Annotated in this window: 15 protein-coding genes; 6 read left to right on the top strand and 9 right to left on the bottom strand. The window is 32.8% G+C overall.

Features of this window, described 5'->3' with window-relative positions; all coding sequences use genetic code 11:
* The first annotated feature begins 3 nt into the window (after window positions 1-3).
* On the top strand, window positions 4-1257 hold the full coding sequence (locus AABL81_RS09310; RefSeq protein WP_090405904.1) for an efflux RND transporter periplasmic adaptor subunit: 1254 nt from the start codon (window positions 4-6) through the stop codon (window positions 1255-1257).
* A complete protein-coding gene (tsaB, locus tag AABL81_RS09305) occupies window positions 1254-1928 on the top strand; it encodes a tRNA (adenosine(37)-N6)-threonylcarbamoyltransferase complex dimerization subunit type 1 TsaB (RefSeq protein WP_158210124.1) in 675 nt (224 codons plus the stop codon). Before AABL81_RS09310 ends, tsaB begins: the two co-directional genes overlap by 4 nt.
* A 388-nt stretch (window positions 1929-2316) precedes the next feature.
* On the opposite strand, the gene AABL81_RS09300 is transcribed toward tsaB, so the two are convergent.
* Window positions 2317-3084 (bottom strand): mechanosensitive ion channel family protein, encoded by a 768-nt coding sequence (locus AABL81_RS09300; protein WP_158210125.1) that lies wholly within the window; start codon window positions 3082-3084, stop codon window positions 2317-2319.
* A 3-nt stretch (window positions 3085-3087) separates the two neighbouring features.
* On the bottom strand, window positions 3088-5088 hold the full coding sequence (locus AABL81_RS09295) for a thioredoxin domain-containing protein (protein WP_341340876.1): 2001 nt from the start codon (window positions 5086-5088) through the stop codon (window positions 3088-3090).
* A 149-nt stretch (window positions 5089-5237) separates the two neighbouring features.
* On the opposite strand from AABL81_RS09295, the gene AABL81_RS09290 reads away from it, so the two are divergent.
* Complete coding sequence (locus tag AABL81_RS09290; protein ID WP_158210127.1) at window positions 5238-7517, top strand: inorganic phosphate transporter; 2280 nt, start codon at window positions 5238-5240, stop codon at window positions 7515-7517.
* A gap of 273 nt (window positions 7518-7790) precedes the next feature.
* On the opposite strand, the gene AABL81_RS09285 is transcribed toward AABL81_RS09290, so the two are convergent.
* On the bottom strand, window positions 7791-8690 hold the full coding sequence (locus AABL81_RS09285) for a NifU family protein (RefSeq protein ID WP_158210128.1): 900 nt from the start codon (window positions 8688-8690) through the stop codon (window positions 7791-7793).
* A 113-nt stretch (window positions 8691-8803) separates the two neighbouring features.
* Here AABL81_RS09285 and AABL81_RS09280 point away from each other — a divergent pair, with 113 nt between their 5' ends.
* From AABL81_RS09280 to AABL81_RS09270, 3 genes are read left to right on the top strand one after another with little or no spacing between them, the layout of a single operon-like run.
* Window positions 8804-11473, top strand: coding sequence for a T9SS type B sorting domain-containing protein (locus AABL81_RS09280; protein ID WP_341340875.1), 2670 nt, complete (start codon window positions 8804-8806; stop codon window positions 11471-11473).
* 7 nt (window positions 11474-11480) lie between these two features.
* A complete protein-coding gene (locus AABL81_RS09275) occupies window positions 11481-12491 on the top strand; it encodes a PorP/SprF family type IX secretion system membrane protein (protein WP_341340874.1) in 1011 nt (336 codons plus the stop codon).
* A gap of 46 nt (window positions 12492-12537) precedes the next feature.
* Window positions 12538-13050, top strand: coding sequence for a gamma carbonic anhydrase family protein (locus AABL81_RS09270; RefSeq protein WP_090405455.1), 513 nt, complete (start codon window positions 12538-12540; stop codon window positions 13048-13050).
* A gap of 104 nt (window positions 13051-13154) precedes the next feature.
* Here AABL81_RS09270 and murI read toward each other — a convergent pair whose 3' ends face one another.
* From murI to porG, 6 genes are all read right to left on the bottom strand, one after another.
* The gene (gene murI / locus AABL81_RS09265; protein WP_341340873.1) at window positions 13155-13934 is read right to left on the bottom strand and encodes a glutamate racemase; all 780 of its coding nucleotides are present in this window, start codon (window positions 13932-13934) and stop codon (window positions 13155-13157) included.
* A 66-nt stretch (window positions 13935-14000) separates the two neighbouring features.
* Window positions 14001-14516, bottom strand: coding sequence for an OmpH family outer membrane protein (locus AABL81_RS09260; protein ID WP_158210132.1), 516 nt, complete (start codon window positions 14514-14516; stop codon window positions 14001-14003).
* A 35-nt stretch (window positions 14517-14551) separates the two neighbouring features.
* Window positions 14552-15811, bottom strand: a complete 1260-nt coding sequence (locus tag AABL81_RS09255) for an OmpH family outer membrane protein (protein ID WP_341340872.1) — start codon at window positions 15809-15811, stop codon at window positions 14552-14554.
* A 28-nt stretch (window positions 15812-15839) separates the two neighbouring features.
* Window positions 15840-18506: a BamA/OMP85 family outer membrane protein gene (locus AABL81_RS09250; RefSeq protein WP_158210134.1), complete on the bottom strand. Its 2667-nt coding sequence runs from the start codon at window positions 18504-18506 to the stop codon at window positions 15840-15842.
* Between the two features lie 11 nt (window positions 18507-18517).
* Window positions 18518-19258: an isoprenyl transferase gene (locus AABL81_RS09245; protein ID WP_158210135.1), complete on the bottom strand. Its 741-nt coding sequence runs from the start codon at window positions 19256-19258 to the stop codon at window positions 18518-18520.
* Window positions 19259-20005, bottom strand: a complete 747-nt coding sequence (gene porG / locus AABL81_RS09240; RefSeq protein WP_158211341.1) for a type IX secretion system protein PorG — start codon at window positions 20003-20005, stop codon at window positions 19259-19261.
* Window positions 20006-20084: the final 79 nt, after the last annotated feature.

Here is a 20084-nt window from a genome sequence, read left to right as displayed (position 1 = left end):
ATTATGAAAAAGAAATACATTGTTGTTTTTATACTTTTAGTTATTATAGCTATTCTGTTATCTGTTTTTGTTTTCGGAAAGAAAGAAGAATTAACTACGATAGAGGTGGTAACACTTGAAAAATCTAATATCGTTGAAACCGTATCAGGTACAGGAAAGATTCAACCTGAAATAGAGATAAAGATTTCTTCTGAAGTATCCGGAGAAATCATAAATTTGCCAGTGAAAGAAGGTCAAGTTGTAAAAAGAGGTGATTTACTTGTAGAGATTAATCCTGATTTATATACTTCTGCAGTAGACCGTATGGTTGCCATGTTGGCTACAAGTAAAGCTGGATTAGAGCAAGCAGTAGCTCAACTGAAAGAAGCGAAGTCAAATTATGATAGAAATGCTCGATTATTTGAAAAAGGAGTAATTTCTCGCTCAGAGTGGGATAAGGTAGTTCGTGCGTATGAAGTTGCTAAAGCAACACAAAACTCTGCTTTTTACAATGTAGAGAGTGCTAAAGCAGCCTTAGCAGAATCTAAAAGTAATTTACTAAGAACAACAATTTATTCTCCTGCTTATGGTACAATTTCACGAATAGATGTAGAGTTGGGAGAACGTGTTTTAGGAACACAGCAAATGGCTGGGACAGAAATATTGCGCGTTGCCAATTTGAATAGTATGGAAGTTGAAGTTGACATCAATGAAAATGATATTGTAAAAGTAAAGCTTGGAGATGAAACACGAATTAATGTTGATGCCTATTTAAAAAAGGAGTTTAGGGGAGTAGTAACAAGTATTTCAAATTCTGCTTCAAATGCAACTTTATCATCAGATCAAGTAACTACTTTCAAGGTAAAGATTAAAATACTGAGAGAGTCGTATGAAGATTTGTTAGATAATAGTATTGAGAACTATTCGCCTTTTAGACCAGGAATGACTGCTGCTGTAGATATCATTACAAATGTGAAGAAAGATATTCTTGCTGTACCAATTAGTGCAGTAGTAATGCGTAGTCCAACAGATACTCTTTTGTCTAAAGAAGAAGGGAAAAAGGCGTTAGTTAAAGACTTGATGCGAGAGGCTGTTTTTGTTAATGACAACGGTATAGCAAAACTTAAGTTTGTAAAGACAGGTATTCAAGATGATGCTAACATTCAAATTATAGATGGCGTTAGTGCGAATGATGAAATTATAACAGGACCTTATTCAACTGTTAGTAGAACGCTCCAAAATGGAGATAAAGTTAAAGTAGAAAGTAAAAAAGAATGATAACGATTTTAAGTATCGAAACAGCAACTAAGAATTGCTCGGTTTCTTTGTCTGTAGATGGTCAATTGATTGAATGTAGAGAAATAGCTGAAGAGAATTTTTCTCATGCAGAAAAACTACACGTATTTGTTGAAGAAGTATTAAAAGATAACGGTAAAAGTTTAAAAGATTTAAGCGCTATTGCAATAAGTCAAGGGCCAGGTTCATATACAGGATTACGTATTGGTGTATCTTCTGCAAAAGGACTTTGTTATGGTTTATCAATTCCAATGATTGCCTTGGATACATTAGAAGTTTTGGCTCGTCAGATTAATGTTGAAGGGGGATTAATTATTCCGATGTTAGATGCAAGGAGAATGGAAGTTTTCTCAGCTGTATTTGATTCAACATATAATAAAATTGCTCCGATTGAAGCAGTTGTTGTTGATGAAAATTCGTTTGCAGATTATAGTCAAACAAATACTTTACACTTAATTGGTGATGGTGCATTGAAGTGTAAAGAAGTTTTAAATGGAGATAACTTTATTTATTACCCTGAGAATATTTATCCTTCTGCAAAAGAAATGTGTTCAATGGCTCATAGTAAGTTTTTAGCTAATGACTTTGTAGATGTGGCATATTTTGAACCTTTTTATTTGAAAGATTTTGTTTTAATAACAAAGAAAAAATAACATAACCTAATAGGTCTATAACGAAAGGCTCAAGTTTAAATACTTGAGCCTTTTTTGTTTGGTCTAAAATGAGGTGCGTAGATTCTTATAAAATATTTCAATTTTAAAACTCTTGAAACCTTGTGTTTATAAGGCTTTGTGTAGTGGTTAGTCGTAGATTAGTCGCAGATAAATCGTAGATTGTTCGCAAAAAAGGCCTCTATGTGAGGTATCTACGACTTATCTCCGAGTTATCTCCAACTAATGTATGTTTAAAACCTTGTTGATTATTATAAATAAATCTGTTTTTAGGGTAATTAATAGAATCTAATCAATCACTTTTTGTTTGTAAGAGGTGAGGTGAAAAAGAACGGCTGTCTTTCATAACAAAGACAGCCGTTAGTATGTATTATAGGGAATCAGTGATTTCTTTAGCTTTAAGTAAAACAAAAGAACACACCGTATTGTAATTGTCATTTTCTACCCAGACCTGCACATTGTACGTAATCTTAGTATCTAAAAGTTCTTTGATAAGAATACGTGGTTTGGGTTGAGAGATAATCATATCGTGATTATCTAATTCAGCTTTTAGTTGTTCTATAAAATCACTCGTACTCTTAACAAGATTCGTTTGTACAAAAATTTCAGCTCTTCTTAAGTTGTTTTGAGTTATGTTTTTTATTTTTCCATTAGATAATACACCATTTGGGATGTAGATAATGTTATTTTGATAATTGACAATTTGTGTTGAGAAAATATGAATTGCTAAAACTTTACCCGTCTCTCCTTGTGCTTCAATCACATCTCCAATGCGAAAAGGTTTAAATAAAATGATTAAAACACCTCCAGCAAAATTACTAAGAGATCCTTGTAATGAAAGACCAATAGCTAAACTCATTGCACCAATTATAGCAACAAAAGAGCTTGTTTGAATTCCAAGTTTTGATGCAATAATAACAAAAAGTAAGATGCGCAATCCCCAAATCAATACATCCAAAATAAAGCTCGAAAAAGTAGGGTCTATTTTATTTTTGACAAAAATCTTTTGCGCTAATTTTTGAAGAAACTTGATTGCCCACATTCCTAATCCTAAAATGATTAGAGAGGTTACTACCTCTGGAATGAACGCAATAAAGTTCTCTATGTATCTCGTAAGTAAATTATCTAATTTTTCCATAAGTTATAATGTGTACTTTTCTAATGCTGTAACGTTTTCTTCTGGCTTTAAACAAGAAGAGTTCATACAAATATAATGTAAAGTTGAATCGCTATTTCCGTATTTTGCTAAGTAAGGAATAGTTGAATCCGTAGTTGAAGAAAATATAAAAGCACGTGAAATCATTTTATCTCTGATTTTTAAGGCTTGTTTTTTGGCATTTTCTCCAACAAATGACAATTCAATTGGGTGTTGCAAGTATAGGTCAAGTAACAACCAATGTGAGTAAGCAGAAGGATAGTCAATCTGAGACAAAACTACTTTGGTCATATCTGTTGCAATTTGAGTATAATGAGCGTTTTCAAATAGTACACCTAATTTTAATAAATTCATTGCCATAATAGCATTTGAAGAAGGAATTACATTGTCTTCAATTTCTACTGCAGGAGTAATGTTTTTATTTGTTTTTGCACTATACAAAAAGAACGAGCTTTTGTGATCTAAAAACTTGTCAAGTGATAGGTCTACTATGTTTTTGGCGTGTTTGATATATTTTTCTTCAGCTGTGTGTTCAAAAAGATTAATTAGAGCTTGAATGTAGAAACCGTAATCATCTAAATAGGCTTCAATTGTAGCTTTGTCATTTTTGAAAGTTCTAAATAGGCCACCGTCTTCACTCCATAATTTTGAGTGAATAAAATCTTCTAATTTGATTGCACGATTTAGGTACTCTTGATTATGCGTTGCAGTGTATGCATCAAGTAATCCAGTAATCAACATAGCGTTCCAAGAAGTAATTGTTTTATCATCTAATCGTGGTTTTGCGCGTAAATTTCTTTTTTCTAAAAGAAGAGCTTCCCACGCACACTTTTTAGAGTACAAGTCAGATAACGCTATATTTTGTGAAAGCGCAATTTCTTCTAATGATTTATTTTGAATTAAAACGTATTGTCCTTCTTCCCAATAACCAAATTCATTGATATTAAAGACGATGCTAAAAAGGTCAAAATCATCTTGTAAAAGCTCCTGTAATTCCTTTTTTGTCCAAGTGTAAAATGCTCCTTCAACAAGTTTGCTGTTTGCATTTAAACTATCAGCATCCAATGCAGAATAAAAACCACCTTGCTTATTGTCCCAATTTGTAAAAATAAACTTGATTGTTTTATCAATTATTTCAGAGTATAGTGGGTTAGAAGTTCTCTTGTAAGCATCTGCATAAACACTTAATAATTGCGCATTATCATATAGCATTTTTTCAAAATGAGGAACGTGCCATTTGAAATCAACAGAATATCTTGAAAAACCACCTTCAACTGTATCGAAAAGGCCACCATAAGCCATCTTTGTTAGTGTAAGGTCTATGTGTTCTAATAAATCGTTATCACTTTTTAAAAAGCCTAATTTTTGAAGATAAAGCAAGTTAGTAGGCATCATAAACTTAGGAGCTCTATTATACCCACCATATTCAGGATCAAAGCTGTTTTTCCATTTGTCAAGAACAATATCCAGATTAAATCTACTTTCTTCTTTGTATTGTGGCGCTAAGCTTAAAATAGAAATACCTTCACTTAGTTTTTCTGCAAAGTCAATCACAGTATCTTTTCTATCGCGGTAAAGATTTTTTAGTTGTTCTAAAGAATCTGTCCAAGCTTCTTTTTTAAAATAAGTTCCTCCCCAAACAGGACGACCATCAGGTAAACAAACAACATTAAGAGGCCAACCACCTTGTTTAGTCATAAGTTGTACTGCTTTCATATAAAAGTTGTCAATATCTGGATGCTCTTCTCTGTCTATTTTAATTGAGATATAATGCTCATTCATTAAGGTAGCAACTTCTGCATTTTCAAAACTTTCGTGTTCCATAACGTGACACCAGTGACAAGTAGAATAACCAATACTAACAACAATCAATTTATCTTGTTGTAAAGCAGACTCTAATGTTTTTTGATTCCAGGCTTTCCAATAAATTGGGTTATTAGCGTGTTGTAAGAGGTATGGACTGTTTTCAGTATGTAGTTCGTTCATTTTTTTGTATTTATAAGTAACATTGAAAGTTACGATTTTTGAGAATGTAAATTTAGCAACAAAAAAAAGAGAAATGGTAACATTAAGTTAACATCGGAGTGGATAATTATAGTCAAATTTGTTTCATACTTTAATTAAATAAATTTTAAATGGAACAGATTTTTATAGTAATGCTTATTGCTTTAGGGCTTTTAGCAATTATAGATTTAACTGTTGGGGTTAGTAATGATGCAGTAAACTTTTTAAATTCTGCAATTGGTTCAAAAGCTGTTACTTTCCGTACAATTATGATTGTGGCCTCGTTAGGTATTTTAGTCGGGGCGTTATTTTCAAGTGGAATGATGGAAATTGCTCGGAGTGGTATCTTTGTGCCGAGTATGTTCACCTTTAACGATGTGATGATTATTTTCCTCGCCGTAATGATTACTGACGTTTTATTGTTAGACGTTTTTAACTCATTAGGTTTACCTACTTCAACAACAGTTTCTATTGTTTTCGAATTATTAGGAGCTGCAGTGTGTTTAAGTATTATGAAAATTGTAGCCAATGATGATAGTTGGGCAACATTACCAGCGTATATCAACACTGCTAAAGCCACAGAAATTGTAGTAGGTATTTTATTATCGGTATTATTATCGTTCTCAATTGGTACAGTTGTTCAGTATTTTTCTCGTTTGATTTTTACTTTTCAAGTTGAGAAGAAATTAAAATATTTTGGTGCTTTATTCGGAGGGATTGCTATTACTGCAATTACTTTCTTTATTTTAATAAAAGGTTTAAAAGGAGCAAGTTTCTTGACAAAAGAGACTAATATGTGGATTGCAAACAATCAGTTAACAATCATTTTAGTGAGTTTTGTTTTCTGGACATTGTTTTCACAAGCATTAATGAGCTTCTTAAAAGTAAATATATTACGAGTTATTATTGTAATTGGAACTTTTGCTTTAGCATTAGCGTTTGCAGGAAATGACTTAGTAAACTTTATCGGGGTGCCTATTGCAGCTTTCCAATCTTACCAATTCTTCGCCTTATCAGGTCAGTCAGCTGACACTTATATGATGGGGAAATTAGCAGAGGAAAATGTAGTTGCTCCTTTTTACTTCTTAGTAATAGCTGGATTAATCATGGTTTATACCTTGTGGACATCTAAAAAAGCTAAGAATGTAATTGAAACAGAGATGAGTTTAGCTCGTCAAGATACAGGATCAACAGAAGAGAAGTTTGCGCCAAATAGTTTATCTAAATTCATCGTTAGAACTACAGTTTTAATCGGAATGGGAATTAACTATTTTTTACCAAAGTCACTTCAATTGAAAATGGATAGTCGTTTTGAGCTTCCTAAAAAAGACAAGAAATCGTCATCTAAAGATGAGCCAGCTTTTGATATGGTACGTGCTTCTGTAAACTTAATGGTTGCGAGTATTTTGATTTCAATTGGTACATCTATGAAGTTGCCATTATCTACTACTTATGTAACATTTATGGTTGCAATGGGTACATCATTTGCAGATAGAGCTTGGGATAGAGATTCTGCAGTATATCGAGTAGCAGGTGTGTTTAATGTAATTGGTGGATGGTTTGTAACTGCTATTGTTGCTTTCGTAGCTGCTTTTATTGCTGCCTATATTTTGAAAATAGGAGAAGTTTATGCTGTAGTTGGTATGTTAATCTTAGTAGGTATTTTATTATACAGAAGTAATAAAAACCATATTAAGAAGACAAAAGAGAAAGAGGCAAAAGAAGCTAAACTTGATAAGGTTGATATTGTAACTATTCAAGGAGTAGCATCAGAGAGTTCTTCACAAATTGCTAATGTATTGACTCGTGCGAATGAGTTATATACAACAGTAGTTGATGGTGTAGCACTTCAAGATCTTAACCAACTTAAGAAGAGCAAGAAGCAATTGAAGAAGTTGGAGAAAGAAGTAGATGATTTAAGAGGTAATGTATACTTCTTTATTAAGAACTTAGATGAAACATCAGTTGGAGCAAGTAAATTCTACGTGTTGACTTTAGGATATCTTCAAGATATGATTAAAGCAATTAGTTTTATTGCACAACATAGTTTTACTCACGTTGATAATAACCATAAGAAATTAAAATTCAATCAGATTAGAGACTTAAAACTGATTGATAAAAAGTTACAAGATCTATTTGACAAGATTGTTGTTTTATTCTCTGAGGAGAAGTTTAGTGAAATCGACGATATCTTGAAAGATAAAGAGGAGTTAATATCTGCTGTTGATAAATTGATTCAAAAACAGATTATTCGTATTAGAACTACGGAGACGAGTCCTAAGAATAGTAAATTATATTTCTCAATATTATTTGAAACAGATGATTTAATTAAATCTACTATTGGTTTATTAGAATTGTTTAAAGATTTTGAGATTGATGTTAAGAGGAAGTCATTCATAAGAATGAACTAATCTATATTTAGTTAAAGTAGGGAGGCTATCGGATACGGTAGCCTCTTTTTTTATTCAATAAGAGATTGATACTTAATGTAAGTGTATTCTCTATTCTTGAAAGCAGGGATTAAAGTTGAGGTGTATTGTTTTAAATGAAAAGGAGTGCGTGAGTTTTAATTTGTAGGAATGAATGCCTTTTAGAAGGTTGCTATATTTTACAGTTTACAAGAGGTAAAAAAAATAGGCTGTCTATATTTAGACAGCCTATTTAATATAAAAAGTTTAGGATTATTATCCGTTGTATGCTTCAACAATGATTTCGTTGTCGTGTAACATTTGTCTAAGCATATTTTCAATTCCATTTTTCAATGTGAAAGTAGAAGAAGGACACCCACTACAAGCACCTTGTAACATTACTTGAACTGTATTTGTAGCTTCGTCATAGTTTTGAAAAGCAATATTTCCACCATCAGCTTGTACTGCAGGTTTCACATACTCTTCTAAGATATTGATGATACGTTGAGACTTCTCGTCTAAAGAATCAAAGTGTTGTTCTTCGTGCTCTTCAATTGCTTTTGTATCTGTAATTAATGACTCATCAACTGCTAAGTTTCCGTTTTCTAAAAATTCTTTGATAAAAGATCTTGTAGAGTTTACGAACTCATTCCAGTCGTAAGCATCATATTTAGAAATAGAAACATAGTTCTCATCAATAAAGATTTCTTTAACAAAAGATAGTTTGAATAATTCTTTAGCAAGAGCAGATGAACTTGCTTCATCAATATTTTTGAATTCTACTCCTTTTTTTGTTAATAATTTATTAGCAACGAATTTTAATACTGCTGGATTTGGTGTTGATTCAGCATAAATTGTAATTGGTTGCTTTTTTATTTCTTTTTTAGAATCTATTAGGATTTTCTTACCTTTAGCGATGAAAAGTTCAATCTGATCAGCAACGGTCTCTTTTACTTCATCCCATTCAACAATTGAAAATTTTTCGATGGCGATAAAATTATTTGAGATATAAACCGTTTTAACAAAAGGAAGGTAGAAAAGTTCTTTCGCAAGAGGAGAGTTTGCAGTCTCGTCAATGTTTTTGAACTCATAGTTATCACCTTTAGTTATAAAATCTGGTAAAACAAATTTTATAATAGCTGGATTTGACGTATCTTGAATTTGTATTTTTGACATATTATTTTTGTTTTTTCAAAATTAACAAAGAAAAATTCTAAGTGTCACGAAGATAAGATTTTTAAACATTTAATTAACATTAGTAAGCAATAACAATTTAATATAGCGGTAAAATGGGCAAAAGAAAGTGGCTTTTATTATTTGTACTTTTTAGTTTCTTATCAGTAGGAGCTGTGGTAAGAGGTACAAACCCTTTTGATTATCTGGGTAAGACAGAATTAGCTGAGGTTTATAACGATCAAGATGAACAAAAACCTGAGGTTAAAATTGGGAAGCCTCACGATATTGAACAAGCTCTTCCGAAAAACAGTGCCTCTGGAAATTTCAGAGTGTTCTTAGGAGAAGCAATTAAAGATAGAACAACAGGGGCAGTAATAGATGCTAATGGTAATGCTATTGTTCCAGAAGGTTATATTTACAGCTTTCACAATACATTAGATGATGCTAATCGTGCTATAAATAAGCAGAGTGAGATTTTTTATGTAGATAAATTTGATCCCGCATCAGCACCAATAACTAAATATTTAAGAGTACAATCTGTAGTTGATGCTACAAAAATAGTTGTTTCTCCATTTTCAATTAAGGTAAAAGGTGAAGAAGGGACTGTACTAAATGATAGAGTTACAGGTCGTGCTGACCAATATAAATCTGCTGATGAAAATGGTAAGGCTACTTTTGTTTTAAGAGAAGATAAAAATCAATTCTATTATGGTAACTCAAGTACTGAGTTGTTTAAACTTGGTAGTAAGGTTGCATTGACTGATGATGAGGTAAATAAATTTGTTACAGATAAGAATCAAGTAATTGAAGCTAAGATTGTTTTAGACGGAGAAACTGCTATACGTCAGTTTACATTGTATGTAGAGACATTGAAAGTTAGTGGTGTTAATCCAACTATAGAATCTGTAGAGACAAGAAGTGATAAAGATAATAGATATGGTAATTATGATTTAAAGGAAACTATACCAGCTTTATTAGCAGCGGGTGAGAATCCGGATTATTATACAATTACTTTTCACAGAACAAAGGCTGATGCAGATAGTAATAAAGACGCATTGGATATCACTAAACCAGTCGAAGGAGCCCATGGTACTGATGTAACTGCTCGTATTTCATATAAATTAGCAAAATCTGCTGATCCAATAATTTCAACTAAACAGAAGGTTAAGTTTAAAGTAATAGATAAACCTACTATTCCTGTACTTAATAATATTTCTTATTGCGATAGTAATATTACTTCTTATAGCTTAACGATAGATGGACAAACTAAGGTAATTGCCGATGGTAGAACGATTGCTACAGATGAAGAAATGGCTAAGCCTAACTTCGATCCTAAAGGGAAGTATTCTATTGGGTATTTTCTTTCAGAGGAAGATGCTATTGCTAATACAAATAAGATTGTTGGAGTAGAGATTACAGTGAATTTGAATGAAGCTCGTAAGATTTGGACTCGTTTGACAAATTTAGAAGATGGAAACTTCAATACTGCGTATTTCTATGCTTCTTTAGGGTATGATGATATTAAAACATACAAATTTGATAAGCAGAATTTTAGATTTTGTCAAAGTGATAAAGATAATAAGGGACAGGATTACTTTGTTAATCTTAGAGCTTACGACTACTATTCTTTAGGTAATTTTGTAATAAAACCACAACCGCCATTATATCCAGAAGGTGCTAATGTAACCGTAGCTTATTATAGAAGTGAGGAGGATGCTTTAGCTGATGAAAATAGAATTCCAGAGGATACAGTAACTAAGTACCCTATAAAGATGGGAGAAAGCTCTGATTTACTTTGGGCTAAGGTAGTGATGAAAGACGGTTTCAGCTGTGGAGCTAATAATGCAAGTTCTTTTTATGCAACATTAGGTACAAGTCCAGAAGTAGAATATTATCCAATAGAGAATAGATTACAATTATGTAAGAATTCGGATAATGGAGAAGTTTCTGATCTTACTTTAGGGGTGACTAATAAAGATCATTTAAATCGTGATATTAAAGTTACTTGGCAGAAGAGAGAGTTTGATGCTACAAGTAATTCTTATTGGTTTAGGAGTATTAAAACTATTGAGACAGCTCCTTTTGAATATAATGTAACCGAAGCAGGTACATATAGAGCTTTAGTAGACTTTAAAAAAGAACCTTTTGGTCTATCTAAAGAAGATGAAACAAATGAAAATGAGAAGCCAGCAGAAGGAGTAACGATTGTTTCTTGTAATGTAAACAATGTTTGGACTGTAGAAGACTTTATGTCTGTAGTTGTTGAAAATACAGACTCTACAGGTATGATTAATTCTTTAGATGTTAATGAACAAGGTCAAGCAGCTGTTGTTATAGGGTTAGCAAGTGGTACTACAAGCGGGTACGAGTTTAGAATTGACACAGGAGCATTCCAACCGTCAAGTCATTTTTACAATGTTCCGATTGGAGAGCATACTGCTTGGGTACGTGATATAGCATCAGGATGTTCTGCATTTACTACGTTCTCTGTTTTTGGTTATCCGAAGTTCTTTACTCCAAATGGAGATGGATATAATGACACTTGGAATATTCCTGGATTACAAGGACACCCAGAAGCGAGAATATACATTTATGACCGTTATGGTAAATTGATAAAACAAATGAGTCCACAAGGAGAAGGATGGGATGGTACATTTAATGGAAAACAATTACCTTCAACAGACTATTGGTTTACAGTAGAGTTTACTACTGATTTTGTAGCCAATAAAGAATTGGATGGACGTAAAGTAAGTTACAAAGGACACTTCTCTTTAAAAAGATAATTAAGTTATGAAGAAGATATTTAGAAAACGTTATTTAGCTGTAGCATTGTTATTGTCGCAATTTGGTTTTGCACAAGAAGGCTTATCTGTGTACTCAGAATATTTGGCTGATAACTATTATCTTTTACACCCTGCAATGGCGGGTATAAAAAATAGTACTCAAGTTAGGATGACAATGAGACAACAATGGAATGATGTAGACGATGCTCCTAAGTTGATGACTTTAGCTGCGAGTAGTCGTTTAAGTGATAATTCAGGTGTTGGTATTATTGCCTTTAACGATAAAAACGGTTATCATAAACAAACAGGTTTTAAAGCAACTTATGCTTACCATATTTCGTTTAGTGAATCTCGTTATGATTTGAATCAATTGTCTTTTGGTATGAGTGCTGGTTTTGCTCGTACAACTTTAGATGAGTCTGAGTTTGGAGGTAGTTTTGATCCAACTATAGGGGGAGGAATAGAAGCTAAGGACTCTTATTTCTCAGTAGACTTTGGAGCTGCTTATCACTATAGAAATTTCTTTTCTATGTTGACAGTTAAAAATGCAGTATCAAGTACACAGAAGATGTATTCTGATGCAGAAAGTAACAATTTACGTAAGTATTTGGTAGGAGCAGGGTATAGCTTTGGAAACACTAAATATGGTACGGGTTGGATATATGAACCATCTGCTATGTTCCAATATACTGAAGAGACACAAGAGAAAACAATGGATATAAATATGAAAGTTTATAGACAGTTTGATTTTGGTAGAATATGGGCTGGAGTATCATACAGAACAAGTCTTGATGGTGCAGATCATATTGAAAATGGTAAAACAAAAACAGAAAGATTACAATATATTACTCCATTAGTAGGAGGAAATTATAAGAATGTAATGTTCTCTTATTCTTATTCACAGCTAACAGGAGATGTAACTTTTAGTAATTCTGGTTTCCACCAGTTTACAGTAGGGTTTAATTTATTTCCAAAGCGTACGAGTTTAGAATGTAATTGTCCAGGAGTAAAAGACTAATTAAAAAAATCCCGATATTTATCGGGATTTTTTATTGCACTATATTATGATTATAAAAGAAGTAAGAGGTAAAAGTCCTCAGATACCGGAAGATTGTTATGTAGCAGAGAATGCTACTATTGTTGGAGATGTAAAGTTTGGCAAGAATTGCAGTGTTTGGTTCAATGCTGTCATTAGAGGAGATGTAAATTCAATTGTTTTAGGAGATAAAGTAAATGTACAAGATGGAGCAGTGGTTCATTGTACATACGAAAAGCACCCTACAATAATCGGTAATAATGTTTCGATAGGACATAATGCATTAGTACACGGCTGTGTTATTCACGACAATGTATTAATTGGTATGGGAGCAATAGTGATGGATAATTGTGTGGTACATAGCAATACAATTATTGCTGCGGGTGCTGTAGTAACACAAAACACAGTTGTTGAATCAGGTGCTATTTATGCAGGAGTTCCTGCTAAGAAAGTAAAAGATATCAACGCTTCAGATTTTGGAGGAGAAGTAGAACGCATAGCTAATAATTATGTTATGTATTCAAGCTGGTACAAGGAATAAAGAAGTAAACTATATAGACCTTTTTTATTGAGATCATATGCAAAGTCAACTATTAAAAAAAATCAATTAACTTTATATCTAATTGGGGATATGGGGGGTATAAACTAAAACTCTCTGTGTTCAATAATACCATCAGATGGAGCAAACTCTTTTAAGATATTCAAGTCGTGATTCGTAAAAAAGTAGTTTGTTCCTTTTGTAGTACGATTAGTAAGTAAGTCAAGCTCACTTAGTACCTTTTTAGTCTGTTTAGCAACAGCTTTACCTGAGTCAATAATTTGTATTCCTTCTGGTATTATAGTTTCTATAATTGGCTTTAAATAGGGGTAATGTGTACATCCTAAAACAAGGGTGTCAATTCCTTTCTCTACCATTGGGTTGACATAAGAGGCTAATAGTTCTTTCATTTCGTCAGAATGTATTTTTCCTGACTCGATGAGGTTGACTAAATTATAGCCGATTTGCTCGATTATTTCAATATGAGGGTACTGTTTTACTTTTGCACTATAAAAGTCGCTTGTAATGGTTCCTTTGGTAGCTAAAATACCAATCTTAGATGTCTTTGTTAGAATTGTAGCTGGCTTGATAGCAGGTTCGATTCCAATAATAGGAACTTGGTATTTTTCTCTCATTTCTTTAACAGCATTAGTAGTAGCTGTATTACAAGCAACAACGATAATTTTACAATCAAGTGATAATAAATAATCGATGTTTTTAAAAGAAAGATCTACGATTTCTTGTTTTGGTCTTATCCCATAAGGCGCATTACGTTGATCGCCAATAAAGATAGTATCTTCATTTGGCATTAAAAGACTTACTTCTTGCCAAATAGTGGTTCCGCCAATGCCGGAGTCAAATAAACCTATAGGATTGTTTTTATTCATATACAAATATAAAAAAACCACTCTTGATAAAGAGTGGTTTAAATATTTTATTCTTTTTTTTAGGAATTATTTTACTCCTAATTCTTTTTTAACGTCAGTGATTAAATCTGTACCATCAGCTAAAAGAACCCCTTGTCCGATTGAAGAATCCATAATGTATTGGAATCCTTTTGCACGACCAACTTTTTGAATAGCAGCTAAAGCTTTTTCATAGATAGGTTGAGTTAATTCTAACTCTTTCTTTTGAAGGTCTTGTTGAGCAGTAGTTTGGAATTGTTGAATTCTTTGTTGTAATTCATCAATTTCTTTAGCTCTTTCTTCATTTTTAGCATCACCTACAGTAGCAGCTTCTCCTTGGTATTTTTGAATTTTAGTTTGGTATTCGCTCATCATAGTTTCAAAATTCTTCTGATATCCCTCACCAATTTTCTTTAATTCAGCTTCTGCATTTTTCATTGCTGGTAACTCAGTCATTAATGCTCTTACATCAACGTGTGCTACTTTCGTTTGAGCCATAACAGCAGTTGAACTTACACCTAAGAACATAACAGCTGCGATTAATAAAGATTTCATTTTTCTCATTGTCTCGATTTTTGATTTTATAAATTTCTTGTTATTTACTTATTTTTAGCCTCTTCAGCTTGTTTTAAAGCTTCCGCTTTTTGTTTTTCAATTCGTTCTTTACGTTCTTCTTGATCTTTCAGAATTCGTTGACGTCTTTCTTCTTGTTTGCGTTGATTTTCGTCAATTAATTCTTGTCTGCGTTTCAGAGCTTCTTCTTTTTTACGTTTTTGCTCAGCTTCTCTTTTCTCTTGAGCTAATCTACGCTCTTCTTTTAATTTTTCAACATCAATTGTTGATTTTTTAGAGTCTTGTTCAAGAGCTTGTAATCTTCTACGTTCTCTTTCTTCAGCTAATAAACGCTCTCTTTCAGCTTTTCGTCTGTCTGCCTCTTCTTTTTGTTCTTCAATGGCTTTTATACGATCCTTGATTGCTTGCTGTTTATTTTCTTCTTGCTGTTCTCTTTTTTGCTCAGCTTCTTTAATTTTCTCTTGCTGTAATTGTTTCTGAGCGTCTATTTTTTCTTGTCTTTCTCTGGCAAGTCTATCTTGTTTTTCTTGCTGAGCTTTAATTTGTTCTTCTCTTAAACGTAAAGCTTCTTGTTGTTTTTGATATGCAGCATTAGTAGAAAGTTCTTCTTGACGTTTCTTTTCTTCAATGCGCATTATGCGTTCAGCTTCTTCTTTTCTACGTTTTTGTTCTTCACGACGACTTTGTCTTAATGACATTGCATCTTCAATTTCTTCTTCTTCTTCAACAGCTTGTACTTGCTTTTTGCTCATACCCTGTTTTCTACGAGAAGTAGCCATTCTTCTTAGAACAAGGTCACTAATATCGTGCCTTTTTGTAGCTAAGACCATTGTAGCTTCACTATTTTTATCAAGAACGTAGTCAAATTTTCTTGCCTCAGCTATATCTTCAACCACTGAAAACACTTGGTCTTGAATAGGTTTAGCGAGCATAACTTTCTGTGTAATTAAATCTCCACTGGTACCGAATCTTTTTTGTTGGTATTGAAAAAGTTCATCTTCTAAAATGGTGATTTCTTCCTCTTTTTCCTCAATTAATTCCCGAGTTAGTAGAATTCTTTCCGCAGCTAAATTATCTTTTAACTTTTTAATTTCTGCTTTTTTCTTGTCTATATCTGCTTTCCAAGTACCAGCTCTTTCGTCTAATTGACTTGTTGCCTCTATATATTCAGGTGTCTGACTTAATATGTATTCCATATCAATATAAGCCACACGAGCACTTCCTCCTTGTGCAAGGAGAAAGGTAATATTAAATATACAAAAAATAAAGGCTAATAGCGTTCTCATTTTAATCAAATTTTATGCAACAAGTACATTAAAACGATTGACCAAGGATAAAGTGCGTTTGCCATCCACTTTTTTGAGTAGTTCCAGGAACTGTATCAAATCCATATCCGAAGTCAATACCAAGTAAACCAAACATAGGCATAAATACTCTCACACCTAACCCTGCAGATCTTTTAAGTTCAAAAGGACTGTATTGTTTGAATGATTCATAAGCATTTCCTGCTTCAGCAAATGATAATACATATACTGATGCACTTGGTTTTAATGTAATTGGGTAACGTAATTCTAACGAGAATTTGTTATAAATAGTACCTCCAACTTGTTCTCCTCTATCATTATATGGAGTTAATGTTTGGTTTTGGTAACCTCTTAATTGGATAACCTCACGTCCATCCAAAGAGAAGTTTGCCATACCATCTCCACCTAAATAGAATCTTTCAAACGGAACAACACCACGATCATTGTTATATGCTCCCATAAAACCAAAATCAGCAGTTGTTCTAAGAACTAACTTATCAAAAACTGTTGTATACCAGTCTCCTTTAAATTTCAATTTATAATATTCTAACCAGTTAAATCTTTTTTGGTCAACTTTAGCTACATCAGCAGCAGCGTCTTCCCAATTGTTAACAGGTCTGTTTTGTTCATTTAAGTACGTTCCTTGAGGAATAGTTGTTCCTGTTACAGGATCAATAGAATTCGCTAAAGCACGTCTTTTGTACTCTTCTTGGTTTCCTAAGTTTTTGTAGTCAATATTGTTGAATAAAGAATACGGTGCAGTGAATTTACCACTAATACTGAAGAAAGATCCAAAAGTAGGGAAGATAGGGTCCATACCACGGTTATCTCTTCTTAACTCAATTTGATAAGACAAGTTACGAGAAGCACCATCACCAAAAGTAAATAGTCCTGTGTTGTAATTGTTCATATCATAATATTGAAAACTCAATGTATGAGATAATACGAAATAATCATCAGGTACATTTAATTGTTTAGCAATACCAAACTGTAACGTTGTAATATTAAAACCTCTACTTCTGTCTGTACGTCTATTTACATAGTCATATAGGTTTTGTTTACTATAAGCAACAGTACCAAAGAAGTTGATTGGTTTACGTCCACCAAACCAAGGCTCAGAGAAACTTAAACTATACGTTTGGAAATACGTACTTCCTTGTAAACGTAAAGCCATTGTTTGTCCGTCTCCCATTGGGAAAGGTTGGTATGATTTTTTGTTAAATATATTTCTCAAAGAGAAGTTATTAAACGAAAGACCTAACGTACCGATGAAACCACCTCCACCGTAACCACCTTGAAGCTCAACTTGACTTGAACCTTTTTCAGCTACTTGCCATTCAACATCAACAGTACCTGAAGATGGATCAGCATTTTGGATATCTGGGTTAATTGCTTGTGGATCAAAGATGTTTAAAGAACCAAGCTTACGCATTGTTTCCATAACTAATGCCTTATTCCAAGTTTCCCCAGGTCTGGTTCTTAAGTCTCTATATACTACGTGGTCGTGTGTATGCTCGTTTCCTGATACAGTTACATTATTAAATTTAGCAATTGGTCCTTCAGCAATTCTAATTTCGAAGTCAATTGTATCGTTAGCTGTTTTTACTTCAACTGGCGTAATACGAGAGAATAAATAACCATTGTTTTGATATTGGTTAGTAATATCAAAACCATCAGGTCTTGTATTGTCTTGAATACGCTTGTCTAAAAGAATACCGTTATACGTTTCTCCTTTTTGAATACCTAAGATATTTCTTAACTGACTATTTGTATAAACTGTGTTACCAATAAAACGAATATCACCGAAGTAGTATTTATTTCCTTCAGTAACATCGATATTAATAGCTACGCGATTTGTTTTAGGATCATAGTCTGTCGTATCAGCAATGATACGAGCATCACGGTATCCACTTTCTTTATACTTATCAACAATCTTAGTTAAATCTTCTTCATATTTATTTTTGATAAACTTAGAAGCTTTAAATATACGCAATGGGTTAAAAGGACTACGTTCTTTTGTTTCCTTCATTGCTTTTTTCAGTTTCTTATCTGTCAACTGTTGGTTACCATCAAAAGTAATTTTCGAAATACGTACTTTTTTACCTCTATCAATACCAACTAATAAGTCTACTTTTCTATTAGTAGAATCAGAAGCAACAGTATTTAAAGTAACTTTTGTATTGTAGAAACCATCTTTCTTATACTTGTTTAACAAGAAGTATTTTGTTGTAGATAAGAAGTTATCATTTACAATTTTACCTTTAGTCAATTTAGCTTCTTTAATAAGCGCTTCTGACTTAGATTTTTTGAAACCTTTAATTTTAACACTGTTTAAACGAGGTAATTCATTAAGCGTTAACTCAATGTTTATAGTATCGTTCTTTACAGATGTCTCATAAATATTAATGTCAGTAAAAGAACCAACGTTCCATAGCTTTTTTAAAGCATTAGAAATTTCTTCTCCTGGCACTGCAATTTTCTGCCCTTTGTTAAGACCAGTGAAAGTAACTATCGTCTGAGGATTTAAGCTAAATTTTCCAGATACTACAATATCTCCTAACACATAGTGCTTAGGAGCTTCAAAAGAAGGGATGTTTATACTATCCTGTGCTTGAGCACTAGTATATATTAAACCTGCGATAAACAGTGCAAAAAGAGATGTACCTTTTTGAAACATTAGATTCGTTTTTATTTAATTTGTTCACTCGTTTTTCCAAATCTTCTTTCCCTATTTTGATAGGTAAGAATGGCTTTGTAAAGTTCTTCTTCAGTAAAATCTGGCCAAAGAACTTCAGTAAAATAAAGTTCAGCATAAGCTATTTGCCAAAGCAAAAAATTGCTAATACGCTGCTCTCCACTTGTTCTAACTAATAGATCTACATCAGGTAGGTCATTAGTGTAAAGATGATTATTAATAACTGATTCGTCAATATCAGCTTCCGAAATTAAGTTATTTTTAACTTTAAAAGAAATTTCTTTTACAGCATTAATTAATTCGGCTCTTGAACCATAGCTCAATGCTAAGGTTAAAGTCATATGGGTATTGTCTTTCGTACTATCGATTACCTCTTGTAAAGTTTCTTGAACTTTTTTAGGAAGAAGTGTTAGATCACCGATAGCATTTAATTTGATGTTATTCTTGGTGAAAGTAGGTAATTCTTTCTTTAAAGACTTAACTAATATTTCCATTAACTTCTGTACTTCAAATCTTGGTCTATTCCAATTTTCAGTAGAAAAAGCATAGAGTGTTAAGTTTTTAATCCCCATAGCAGCACATTCACTAATTGTAGTACGTACTGATTTTACACCATTTTCGTGGCCTATAGTTCTTAGGAATCCTTTTTTCTTAGCCCATCTACCATTACCATCCATAATTATAGCAATGTGTTGGGGGATGTTGTTTACGTCTATTTGTTCTTTCAAATTCATTTAGTCTGCACAATAACAAGGGTTTTTACCAAAAGTGTAGCTTAGTGTTAAGCTCGAGTAGAAAAACCAGTCGTTTCCATTTTTTCCAAAACTGTAGGATTTTCTATTTTCTTGTTTAGGGTGACTACCATCTAAGTTATCTGTAAATGTATAGTTCGCCGCTACTTCTGCGTTTAAATTCAATTGTGAAGTAAGTCTAAGCTTAATACCCCCAGCAAAAGGAATCGCAACAGAATTTGTTTTAGAACCTCTAACCAAATCAGTAGATTTTTTATTCAATTTATCAAGATCATCAATTCCTGTTGGATCATATGACTCAATCGGTTCAAAAGTCCTATAGTGTAAGTCATTATAGCGAATACCAGCAACTCCAATATATAAATAAGGAGTTAACCCAAAGTTTTCTTCGTGTAAGTCAAATTCAAAGAAATTGAATTCAACACCTACCGCAACTTGTTGAATTGTATTTGTAAAACTATATCCTCTTGCTTTTCGGCTTTGCATATCTGATTTGGCATCATTGCCTGATATTTTATTTTGCGAAATGCTTACTTTGTAAGAGTGACGGGGACTTCTATTCCAACGATAAAAAGCATTGAAACCTACATTTGTAGGGTCTATGTATTTAGTTGACCCAACATCTCCAACATAATTAGAGCCACCAACTCCAAGTCCAACTTCGTGGATTTGTGCTTGAGCAATAGTAGCCGTAAATAACACTAAAAGAGATATTAGGATTTTGTTCATTCTGTTAAAATAATTTGCAAATATAGTAATATCGTATTTCAAAAGAGTAACTTTTTACGTAGGATATTCACATATATGG

The organism is Myroides sp. C1519 (genome assembly GCF_038039755.1).
GTDB classification, from domain to species: domain Bacteria; phylum Bacteroidota; class Bacteroidia; order Flavobacteriales; family Flavobacteriaceae; genus Flavobacterium; species Flavobacterium phaeum_A.
Note: the sequence above shows the minus strand (reverse complement) of the source record. Positions and strands in the feature narration are given on the sequence as shown.